Origin of the sequence: Coleofasciculus sp. G2-EDA-02 (genome assembly GCF_040226375.1) — a bacterium.
Lineage (GTDB): Bacteria > Cyanobacteriota > Cyanobacteriia > Cyanobacteriales > Coleofasciculaceae > Coleofasciculus.
On the sequence record NZ_JAVKEW010000220.1, the window covers coordinates 1 to 11858 of the forward strand.

Genomic DNA, 11858 nt, shown 5'->3' on the forward strand with positions numbered 1-11858 from the left:
TCCGTAAGGCAGAAACTGATATTAAGCGCAGCCAACGGGCTATCTACAAAAAGGTCAAAGGTTCAACTGGACGCCGTAAAGCAAGGGGCCAATATTCCAAGAAACACTTAAGAGTAAGTAGGCAACGTACCGAACACGCCAAAAGACTGGCGCGTCACGTTTGCAAGTCTAACGACTTAGTAGCCTATGAAAACTTAAGGGTCGCCAATATGCTTAAAAATCACTGTCTGGCTAAGTCAATTGCTGATGCTAGCTGGTATCAGTTCAGACAGTGGTTAGAGCATTTCGCCGCCAAGTTTGGAAGATTAGCTATTGCCGTTCCACCCCAGTACACATCTATTGAATGCAGCCAGTGCAAGGCGATTGTGAAAAAGTCCCTTAGCACAAGAACCCACGTTTGCAAGTGTGGATTAATTCTGCAAAGAGATTGGAATGCGGCGATAAACATTTTGCTCAAAGCAAAATCTAGGGGAGGGCATCCCCAAAGTAACGCTGTTGGAGTTGGAGCCTCTACGCAACAGGAGCGCAAGCCTAGTAGAGCAAGTTCTGACGTTGAATACAGAATCCCACGCGCTCTATCGCCGTGGGAGTGTCAACGAATTTCTCCGCGCCAATTCATTTCCTGGTGCGCTGAGTTTCCCGCAAAGGAACGAGTGGCGATTAATTCAATCTCAATCGCGACTCCGGGACGCAGGTATTCAGCTTCTATGGGGAGTTTGCCTATTTCTAGGGTATAGCGGTTGTTATGGCGGGTGACGAGTTCCGCCGGAATAATCCCGTCATACCGGGTTCTATAATCATAGAATCGACGGAAGCGATCGCCGGAATTGGCGGTGCGATATTTTAACGAGAATTGGGTGTCCAGCATGTCGGACTTCCCAGCTAAATCCACGACACTAAAGGTTAAGTCGGAACGATTTCCGGCAAAATCTGCCCGCGTCAGTTGAGTGGCTTCTTTTTCTAGTAGCGCATTGGTGACGACAAACTGGGTTACACCCCCCTGTTGAGACATTGTGCCATCAAACCAAACCTCTTTGGGCAAGGATACATCAATGCGTTGATTGGATTTGAGACTGAGGGAGAGGGGTTGATTATAGAAATCGGTAATCGCCCGTTGTGCATTCCAAACCAACTCGAAGGAACCTTCTAAACGTCCGACAAACTCCCGATACTGATTGGCGATAATCGAATTGGGTGCGAGTAAAGCAGTTGCACCACTACGAGTTTGCCATTGATTCACAGAGAGTGCGATCGCGCCGTTTTGTAGTTGGGGTAGAGTAACTGTAACGGTGGGTCGATCTTGTGGTAGCGCTTCTGTACGATTAATTAATGTCAGTGTACCCAGGCTTCCCTCTTTTCCCCCTTGACCCTCTCGACCCTCTCGACCATCGTCTCCGTCTTTACACTCAAATCTCTCTGTTTTACAATCTACTTCACTATTGTCTGATTTTTTGGTACAGGTTTCCACCTCCCAACGTTGATCATCACACTCACACCCCTCTCCCCCATCTGCGCCGCGTCCAGAACGTCCACCTCGTCCGCCAACGGAACGGATATAGATTTGTTTTAAATCGTCTCGATTTGTATAATAAACCGTCAACGAGCCACCATTCCCCCCATCTCCGCCATTCCCCCCATCTCCGCCATCGCCCCCATCCGCCGCTTGCAGGTCATACTCCACGTTTCGGGGTTGTCGGGAACAATCTCCATCCTCTCCGCGTTTCCCATCATCCCCATCCCCGCCATCTCCTCCCGACAAATCTAGATTAATCGGAGAACCATCAGTAAAAATCGTGCGATTTTCCCCATCTCGTCCCCGTCTCCCCACAGGTCCATCGGTACCATCTCGACCATTATCTCCAAATTCCCGTTCTGGATGACTACTCCACGCCACTAAGGGACAGAAGAGGGATTTTGATGTCGGGGGTAGGATAAAGGAGAAGGTTAGGGTTAATAGAATTAAGGATAGCTTTCCAGAGAAATACATTGACACCAATAGAATTCTGTCTTCCTTGGGGTAAATTTCCCCAATTAAGGGATGACTGGCGTTCTTGGGGATTGGTTCCAGATGGAAAAAATTTGTCGCTGGGGGAGATAGGGGAGATGGGGGAGATGGGGTATTCGTAGGGGCTCTCGCATTCGCGCCCAAATCTATCGGTTTTCTATTCACATCTCAACGCGAATGCTTCGCCCAATCCCCATCAAGAAGATAGGGGAAATAGGGGAGATAGGGGAGAAAATTTAGATGAAACAAATGACAAATAACCAATGACGAATGACTAATAACTAATAACAGGTAACTCAATTTCAAAGGTTGTTCCCTCACCCTCGACTGAATGACACCGGATTTTCCCGCCATGTTTCTCAACCACAATTTTATAGCTAACCGATAATCCTAATCCTACGGCTGTCCCCACAGGTTTTGTCGTGAAAAATGGGTCAAAGAGTTGTTTTTTTACCTCTCCACTCATCCCACAGCCATTATCGGTAATGCGAATACTTACAACGTTTTCTGTTGGGGGATTGGGGATAAGGGCATTTTTGCTGTTTGATGTGGGGTTGGGATTTGGGTAGAAATTCGATACATCTGCATCGTTTGATGTGGGGTTGGGCGAAGCATTCGCGTTGGGATTTGGGTAAAACTCCGATACATCCGGGCGCGAATGCTTCGCCCCGACGGATTCCCCGACGGATTCCCCGACGGATTTCCCGACGGATTTCCCGACGGATTCCCCGACGGATTCCCCGACGGATTTCCCGACGAATTCCCCTACGGATTTCCCGACGGATGGGAATGAAACCTGATGATGAATAACGTTTGTCTCTATTCTAATGATACCCGGTACATCCTTCACTTCTATCGCATCAATGGCATTATTTAACAGATGGATCAACACCTGATGCAACTGACTGGCATAACCCCTAAAGAATGGCAATTGACTATAGTTTTTGAGCACCTGAATCTCTGCCTTTTTTCCTTGGGACTTGAGCCGATGCTGGATCAAAAATAATGTCGAATCAATTGTTTCATTAATATCAACAGTCTTTTGATCCAGTTCATCCAATGTCGAAAAATTCCGTAGCGCTTGCAGAGATAGCGTCACATCCATCAGACGTTCGGCGCCCATCTGAATCGAATTAAACATTTTTTGCCAATCTTGGGCAATAAACTCTAAATCAATCCGCTCCCGTAACTGCTGAATGTCTGACGTCGGCTCAGGATAAGCTTGCTGATAAAGTTGCAGCAGGTTTAACATATCGCGGAAATAAGACCGACCGAGGACAATATTCCCACAAATCCAGGTAATCGGATTATTGAATTCCTGGATTAATGCCGTTGCCATGCGCCCTACGCTGGATAATTTCTCGGATTGAATGAGTTGAAATTGGGTCGTTTTTAACGCCGTTAACGTCTGTTCTAGGTCGCATTTTGCTTTCTCTAATTGCGTCGAACTGCTGATGTCTTGAAAAACAAATACTGTGCCAATCAGATTGTCGGTTTTATCGCGAATTGGCGTTACACTCCCGCCAATGGGAATCATTCTATTTTGCCGAGAAATTAATACACTATGACTGGGGATAGCCGCAGTAAACTTGTTTTGGATCGCTAAGTCGATCGGTAGGTTAACTGATTGTCTTCCCTGTGCATCAACGACTTGAAAAACTTCCGTTAATTCCTGTTCTATTGCCTCAGAAAACTGCCACCCTGTCAACGTCTGCGCTACTCCGTTGAGAAAACGGATGCGACATTGATCATCAATAAAAATTACCCCATCCCCCATTTCTCGCAAAATGGCGGTGAGGAGTTGCTCTCTAGCATAGCGATGTAAGGCAATATCAATGGCAATAAATAATTCCCGTTCTTTAATCGGCTTTAAAATATAGCCAAAGGGACAAGATACTTTGACTCGTTCCAATGTACTCGGATCAGAATGTCCGGTAACATAAATAACTGGAATGGACAAACGCTCCCAAATAAGCTGTGCCGCTTCAATTCCATCCATGTCTCCCTGGAGGTGAATATCCATCAATACCAAATCAGGACACAGTGCTGTCGCCATGTCCACTGCCTTCTCTCCCGATGTCGCGATCGCGCCAACACAATACCCAAAGCATTCTAACTGTTCTTTCAGGTTTGTCGCAATAATTATCTCATCTTCAACCACGAGTATTTTAGTTAGTCTTTGAGAAATTTCTCTTGATATTCTTTTCATGATAAATAACTGACAAGGGTGACAGGGAACAGCACAAGTATATCCTTACACTTTGCGGGAAAAAAGAACAAAATTAAAGCCTGGGATGACTAAATCGATAGTCTGGAAAACGGTAACGTAACCGTAAATGTAGTACCAACACCCAAAGAACTCTCAACCGATATAGTTCCCCCATGTAAATCAACTGCCTTCTTAACAATTGCTAATCCCATACCCGAACCTCGGATAGTCCCGGCATTGCTGGCTCGCCGGAATGCATTAAAGATATGGGGTTGATCCGCTAAAGGAATGCCAATTCCTTTATCTTTGACCTCAACAATCAGTCGGTTATCTTCACAGGTGAGAGTTAGAGAGACAGGACTCTGTTCGGGAGAATATTTCAGGGCGTTTGTGAGTAAATTTCTCACAATCAGTTGCAGGATTTTTTTGTCCAGATAAGCGGTTTGACCTTTACCGCAACTGAGCCATTTAATTTCTGACCGATTACTCGCAATCAGGCTGTATTCTTCAATAATCTGTTGACAGAAGAGTTTTAAATCCAAGGGCGCAGGATCAAGGATAAGTTGACCCGCCTCAGCTTGCCCAAAGGTTAACACATCTTCCAGCAATCCCACCATATATTTAACCGCCTGTTTAATTCGCTGGCAATTCAGCCGATTTTTCTCAGATTTCCCCGATGAATCATTGGCTTCAATCAGGAAGGTTGAGGCTTGAATAATTGAGAGGGGTGTGCGATATTCATGGGAAACGGTGTGAATAAATTGCCGTTGGAACTGGTTGAGTTGTTGTTCCCTGGCTAACTGTTGGCGCAGTGCGGCTTCGGCTTGCTTGCGATCGCTAATATCTTGGAACACCAATACCGCCCCCGCTAGGTTCCCCTGGTTATCCCGAATTGGCGCGGCGCTATCTGCGATCGGTAGGGGTGTACCATTTTTGGTAATCAGGAGAATATCATCGGTGAGATAAACGATTCTATCCTGTGCTAACGCCAGAGTAACGGGGTTATTGACAGGATGCTGGGTTTGTGTATCAATAAGGTTAAACACCTCTGTCAACTCCCGATTTTTGGCATCAGCAAATTCCCATCCGGTTAGGGATTCCGCCACCCGATTTAGAAACTGAATCCGACAATCTTGATCCACCAAAATTACCCCATCCCCAATTCCCCGCAACACCGCACTCAAAAATTGCTCCCGTTCATAGCGCTGTAAGGCAATTTCAATCGCAACCGATAATTGCCGTTCATTCACGGGTTTGAGAATATAACCAAAGGGCGCCGTTACCTTTGCCCTTTCCAAGGTAATTTTATCGGAATGTCCAGTTAAATAAATCACCGGAATTTGCAACTCATCCCAAATTTGTTGCGCCGCAGAAATTCCATCCATGTCCCCCTGTAACCAGATATCCATTAATACTAAATTGGGATACAGTTCCCTGGCTTTAGTCACGGCTTTTTCCCCAGAAGCGGCGATTTCCACTACTGTATAACCTAAAGATTCTAAATTTTCCTTCAGGTTGAGAGCAATAATTCTCTCATCTTCCACAACCAGAATTCTAGTCATCGTTGCTGTGTCAGTTTCAGATAAACATTCTTCACTGATCATGATCATGATCCACCTCCATCCCCTGAGATTGTAAAGTTGGTACAAAAATTGTGAACCTTGTTCCGTCGCGATCGCTGGTAACCTCAATCTCGCCCTGAAGTCGATGTACCAGTTTTTTCACCACAGTTAGCCCCAAACCCGTTCCCCCCGGTTTCCAGGGATAGGGATTGGGAATGCGATAGAATGGGTCAAAGATTTTCGCCCGTTCCTCTAGGGGAATTTCCACGCCAGAATTACTCACCTGAATGGCAAAGGTAAAATGGTGAGAGTTGAGTGTTGAGGCAATTCCCCTATCTGACTCTAGAAGGGCGGGTTTAGTTAAGTTATCAGTTTGTCGCCATAGGTTATCTGTAAAACCCGCCCCTACATCCCCTGCTTCCCAGACGCGCCATGGCGCGTCTCTACATTCTCCTCGCACCGTTACCGCAATTTCCTCCCCGGCTGGCGTATAGTTAAATGCATTATTTAGCAATTCTGTCAAGATCCGGGTCAGACTCGACAACTCTGAAACCAGGGGTGGCAAATCTGGAGCAATATCAACAGAAAAACGTTGCTGCTGAAACGTCGCCCAGGCTTGAAACGGCGCAACATGCTCATAAATCCAGTCTGGGAATCGAATTGATGTTAGCTCTAGAGGATAAGCCTGAGCGTCAATCCTTTGCATATCCAGCAAATCATTAACTAGCTTAAGTTTGGGGTTACACTGCTGTTGCAAAATCGCCCCGTAACGAGCCATTGTTGTCGAATCAGCACGGATTTGTGAACTTAATAAACTCTGTTGATCCAAAATTGTTTCCAGCATCCGCACCGCCAACTTAATCGTGGATAAAGGTGTTAACAATTCTCCAGATATCGTACCTAAACCGTCATTTTGGAACTGATCTAGACATTGCAGTTCCACCAGGTCATACTCTAATTGTCGGGCGCGTTCCATGGCTTGATTCTGTTCCTGGGCTAAGCGCTGTTGCGTCGCATCTCGAAACACCAAAACCGCACCCGCGATCGCACCGTCGTTATTTTTAATCGGAGCAATGCTATCCGCAATTGGGATCGCCTTTCCCTGTTTGGGGATCAACAAAATCCGCTCTTCTAGATAAATGATAGTGTCTTTTTCCAGTACCCCTGTAATCACATCACCAACAGGCTGCTGGGTTTGTTCATCGATAATATTAAATACTTCAGTTAATTCCCGATCCCTGGCGTCAGCTAATTGCCAACCGGTTAACGATTCCGCCTTATGATTGAGAAACTGAACCCGACAGTCTTTATCCGTAACAATCACTCCATCTCCAATCCCTTTGAGGATGGCGCTGAGTAATTGCTCTCGTTCATATCGCTGTAATGCGGTTTCAATGGCTACATAAAGGGCTTGTTCTTTGACGGGTTTGAGGATATAGCCAAAGGGAGCGGTTATTTTTGCCCGTTCTACAGTACTCTGATCTGAATGTCCGGTAACATAAATCGTGGGAATTTTCAGGCGTTCCCATATTTGCTGCGCCGCTTCAATTCCATCGATATTACCTTTAAGCCAAATATCCATCAAAACTAAATCGGGATGGAACTCTGTGGCTTTGTCAATCGCCTTTTCTCCCGACGCTGCGATCGCGGGGACTTTATATCCCAGAGATTCTAAACTTTCTTTGAGATTAATCGCGATAATTCTCTCATCTTCAACCACGAGAATTTTCATTGCTTCCTTTAATCTAGGGGTGGGGGGATGTCTACTAAACATAATTGAGTTATCCTTTTTTTACCGTTTTTATCTGATTTGTTTTCTCGTTTTAACTTGACTGGCAAAAATGATTGTAAATTCCGTCCCCGAATCACAGTTGAGTTCCAAGGTTCCATCGAGCTGCTCAACTAATCCCCAAACCAGTGTCAAGCCCAATGAGGTTGTTGTTTCAATATCAAAGGATTTAGGTATCCCCACACCATTATCACGGACAATCAGAGTGATCCGGTGATCACAATTGCGCTGAAATGCAATATTAATTTCTCCTTTACGATTCTCTGGAAATGCATATTTGAGGGAATTAGAAACCAATTCATTCAAAATTAAACCACAGGGAATCGCCGTATCAATAGCCAGCGCAATATCCTCAACCTGATAGGCAATACGAACTTGACTGGAACTGATGTTATAAGAATCAAACAGATGGGTAATTAAATCGGGAACATATTGGGCAAAATCAATCTGGGCTAAATTCTCTGACCGATATAATTTTTCATGAACCAAGGCAATAGAAGCAATGCGATTTTGACTATCCTGCAACACCAACGCCACCTCTTGATCTTTAGTCCGCCGCGACTGCATTTGTAGCAAACTACTGACAATTTGCAAATTATTCTTAACCCGGTGATGAATTTCCTTGAGCAAGACTTCTTTTTCTTTCAGGGAGGCTTTCAGTTGTTCTTTAGCTTGTTTTTGCACGGTGATATCTTGTTGAACGGCGACAAGTACGGTGCCATAATCAGGATGCTCAAATAGTGATGTTGTGGCTTGACACCAGAAAGGTGTGCCATCTTTCTTAACATTCTGGATTTGGTAGGTATATTCACCCTTTTGCATCACGTTATGGCTAATCATCCTTTTCACCTCTTCCGCACTGATTTCATCATCCTCGTAATTGATAATAGATACCGATTTTCCTGTGAGTTCACCTTTGTCATACCCAAACATCTGCTCAAACTTGGGATTCGCATAAACAATCTGCCCCTCAGTCACACTAACCAAACAAATGCCTTCTGCCATATTTTTAGTAATCACAGCCTGTAGATTTAGCTCTTTTTCCGCTTCCTTGCGGTTAGTGATGTCAGTAACCCGGACTAAATTTAAGGCGCTGTCAGTTACCTGGATTCGCTTCACCGCTAAGTTTCCCCAGAAGCATCTGCCTTTTTTGGTGATATATTCAACTTCTTTACTCCAAACCCCGTACTGATTAATGGCTTGATTGATGCTGTTTAACTCTTCTAGGGTGAATCGGTATTTTTGGAGAGTATGCCCTTCAATATTAATCAGTTCAGCTTCGCTCGCGGCTTCAAATAAATTAACTGCCGGTTGATTACAGTCGATGGTTAATCCGGTTTCTGGATTCACTAAAAATAGAGCATCGGTTGATTCATTAAAAATCGCTTCTTTTAATTCTCGGCTGCGACTCAAAGCTAATTCCGCTTGTTTGCGATCGCTGATATCCACGCAATAACCCACAACTTCAATCGGGTTGCCCATTTCATCCTGAATCAGTTTCCCTTCATCGCATAGCCAATGATACGTGCCATCACCATGGAGGAAACGGTATTCAAAGGAGTAATTTCCCTGTTTTAATTTTTGGGGTAATTGCTGGAGAATCCCGTCAAGATCCTCAGGATGAATATGATTTAACCATAAATGAGACTCATTCAAAAATTCCTGTGCGGCGTAACCCAAAACATTGGCGACATTTTCACTAATGTATGTCAGTTTGTAGTTTGGATGAGGCTGGGTGCTAAAAATCACCGCCGGGCTGGAGGTGAGTAGATATTGTAGGTGTTGCTGATGTTGACGTAATCTGTCTTCAGTGGCAGTGGATTTGCGATCGCCTGTACTATCACCAAATGCCTGAATCACTGTAAAATCTTCACCCCTGAGCGCCTGCAACTTCGCCTCAGCCTGCTGTAAGCGATCGCGCAGATCCCGTATTTCTTGTTGGAGTTTTGCTTTGACTCGCTGGTTCATATTCCTCCCAAACTAATTGAGACTTTGACCCTTCAAGTTTGAGTTTTAATCCTTAAGATAAAAGAACAAGTTATTTGATAATAATCATGAATTTATTAATTCAATTTAGCAAATTTCTTAATCAGATATAGGGAAAATTAATAAATATTAATTTGCTTGATGATCAAAGATTATAAAATAAAAAAATTATTTATTTTAACTTTAAAAGGTGAAAAAATTGTGAATGAATTGCGCCGAATAAAGGTACCCTTCAGGTAACACACCCCACAGCCCACACCAAAAAGCCGACACCCCGTCTCTTTTTTAGCCCTTGAGCAGTGTACAATCTGGCTATATTGGACTTATAAGCTGGGAGTGCCTTGTGTATTATTTTCAGGAACCGCCTTATTTATTGTTAGTGATGGGTTTACTGGCTGGGATTACCTGTGGTGCAGCCTTTGAAGCCACGCTGAAACAAAAGGTGCAGGAATGGGCAAAGAACCGTTCCTCACGCAGTCTCGCTCAAATGCAAGGATTCCCCTTACTCATCCCATTCCTGGGAATTTCCGCCGGAATTTGCGTATTTCTGGCGGCTGGGCTCGAAATTTTTAGCTTTCCCACATTCTTGGCTTACACCATCTCCCTACCCCTAACTCTATTCATTGGTTGGTTAGTGTGGTATCAGTTGGGTAAACTTTTAGCACAGCTAGACAGAGGCGGCTCAAAAGCCATAGACCTCGACGCCTGGGAATAGAATTTGTCATTTGTCATTTGTCCTTTGTCATTGGTAAGGCTTTGAGGGGGGTTGACACCTTTTGTGCCCTAGAGCCTTCTTCAATAACATCTTTCTGTTGAAGGAAGCTTCCAGACGCGCCATGGCGCGTCTCTACAATCCCTGCTTTTCCTATCTACTATTCGCGTATTCGCGATCGCACAATCTTCTGTGTTAAGCTCATCATTAACCACGCTGCTCTCGTTAATCTTCGCCATACTCCTAGCGCTTGTCCATCTACTGGGTGAAAAAATGCGCTTTCTTGATGCGATTCCTCGCAGTCAGTGGTTATCATTTGCCGGGGGAGCATCGGTGGCGTATGTTTTTGTGCATTTATTGCCAGAACTTAATCAGGGACAACGAACCATTGAGCAGACAGAAGGATTTGCTCTCGCATTTTTGGAAAGCCATGTTTATTTAGTTGCGCTTCTGGGATTAACAGTATTCTATGGCTTAGAACATCTGGTTAAACTGTATCGGCAAAATCAGCACAAGCTTGGAAGTCTACTCTCTCAAGGGATATTTTGGTTACACATTGGTTCATTTTCCCTTTATAACCTTTTAATTGGTTACCTACTCATTCATCGCGAGGAACCGGGATTAGAGAGTCTCTTATTCTTTTTTATCGCCATGGCGTTGCACTTTTTTGTTAATGACTACGGATTACGGGAGCATCACCAAGACGCTTATCACCGCATCGGGCGCTGGGTTTTAGCTGGTGCGATTTTGTGCGGTTGGGCGATTGGACAAGCCACGGAAATATCTCAAGCCGCCCTAGCCGTACTGTTTGCCTTTCTAGGTGGGGGAATTATTCTCAATGTGATTAAAGAAGAACTACCAGAAGAACGGCAAAGTCGCTTTTGGGCATTTGCTTTGGGGGCAATTCTCTATGCTGGGTTGCTCATTTTGGGTTAGATTTTTGGGCTATTTAGGACAAAATAGTCGCGTCTTTAAGTATCGATGGCTAATCAAGCACTTTCTTCAGATTTTCCATATTTGGCGTAGACCTGTTGAGGGGTGGCTGGCATTACGTTATAGTATTCTTCGCTACCGTTGCTCTTGCCAGTAGGAGCTTGATATCCACAGACAAACTCGGCTGTGCCGTCACTGAAGATATAAGCCCCACTATAGTAGCCCTCTTGGTTAGGACTTCCAAAGGTTTCTTTGACAATTTTGGTTTTGTTGCTCATCGAAAATCTCCTGCTACTACTGCCTATCATCTTAAAAGTTTGAAAATTACTGTTGTCCCACAGGGAGGGACAACAGCGTGACTGCTCTCTAGGTGTAAATAATCTAGGTTTGACACTCCTCAGCCTAAAGGCGTGAGGATTCTTCTTTCATCGAACACTCTTACTATGAAATAGTCGCCTATTTCATACCAGAGGAGCATCTCTCCAGAAGCGTTTTGCTCCATTACAGAAGCTAGTTTCGATATGCCCTATCGTACTATTGAAAACAAGAAAGAATGTGTTTTCTGGTGCTTGTTGCTTAGACTTTTTACCTGTACAAGCCTTTCTGTACAGAACCCTCTAAGCCTAGTTTTCAAGGTGCGATGCCTCTCGGCTCTGGGTTTT

At 44.6% G+C, this 11858-nt stretch carries 8 protein-coding genes and 1 pseudogene; 3 read left to right on the plus strand and 6 right to left on the minus strand.

Going from position 1 to position 11858, the window contains the following annotated elements:
* Positions 1–41: 41 nt before the first annotated feature.
* Positions 42–395: pseudogene (locus RLO19_RS25750) on the plus strand (RNA-guided endonuclease InsQ/TnpB family protein); the annotation flags it as partial.
* Positions 396–592: 197 nt separating this feature from the next.
* On the opposite strand, the gene RLO19_RS25755 reads toward RLO19_RS25750, so the two are convergent.
* From RLO19_RS25755 to RLO19_RS25775, 5 genes are all read right to left on the minus strand, one after another.
* Positions 593–2170 (minus strand): collagen-like protein, encoded by a 1578-nt coding sequence (locus RLO19_RS25755; RefSeq protein ID WP_446360244.1) that lies wholly within the window; start codon positions 2168–2170, stop codon positions 593–595.
* Positions 2171–2279: 109 nt separating this feature from the next.
* A complete protein-coding gene (locus RLO19_RS25760; RefSeq protein WP_446360245.1) occupies positions 2280–4214 on the minus strand; it encodes an ATP-binding protein in 1935 nt (644 codons plus the stop codon).
* Between the two features lie 89 nt (positions 4215–4303).
* Positions 4304–5776 carry an ATP-binding protein gene (locus RLO19_RS25765; protein WP_446360246.1) on the minus strand — a complete coding sequence of 491 codons (1473 nt, stop codon included), beginning with the start codon at positions 5774–5776 and terminating at the stop codon, positions 4304–4306.
* Between the two features lie 31 nt (positions 5777–5807).
* On the minus strand, positions 5808–7508 hold the full coding sequence (locus RLO19_RS25770; RefSeq protein WP_446360247.1) for a response regulator: 1701 nt from the start codon (positions 7506–7508) through the stop codon (positions 5808–5810).
* A gap of 69 nt (positions 7509–7577) precedes the next feature.
* Complete coding sequence (locus RLO19_RS25775; RefSeq protein WP_446360248.1) at positions 7578–9533, minus strand: PAS domain S-box protein; 1956 nt, start codon at positions 9531–9533, stop codon at positions 7578–7580.
* A gap of 361 nt (positions 9534–9894) precedes the next feature.
* On the opposite strand from RLO19_RS25775, the gene RLO19_RS25780 reads away from it, so the two are divergent.
* Positions 9895–10266 (plus strand): hypothetical protein, encoded by a 372-nt coding sequence (locus RLO19_RS25780; RefSeq protein ID WP_446360249.1) that lies wholly within the window; start codon positions 9895–9897, stop codon positions 10264–10266.
* A gap of 189 nt (positions 10267–10455) precedes the next feature.
* On the plus strand, positions 10456–11199 hold the full coding sequence (locus RLO19_RS25785) for a hypothetical protein (protein ID WP_446360250.1): 744 nt from the start codon (positions 10456–10458) through the stop codon (positions 11197–11199).
* A gap of 53 nt (positions 11200–11252) precedes the next feature.
* On the opposite strand, the gene RLO19_RS25790 is transcribed toward RLO19_RS25785, so the two are convergent.
* On the minus strand, positions 11253–11474 hold the full coding sequence (locus RLO19_RS25790; protein ID WP_446335345.1) for a hypothetical protein: 222 nt from the start codon (positions 11472–11474) through the stop codon (positions 11253–11255).
* Positions 11475–11858 lie beyond the last annotated feature (384 nt).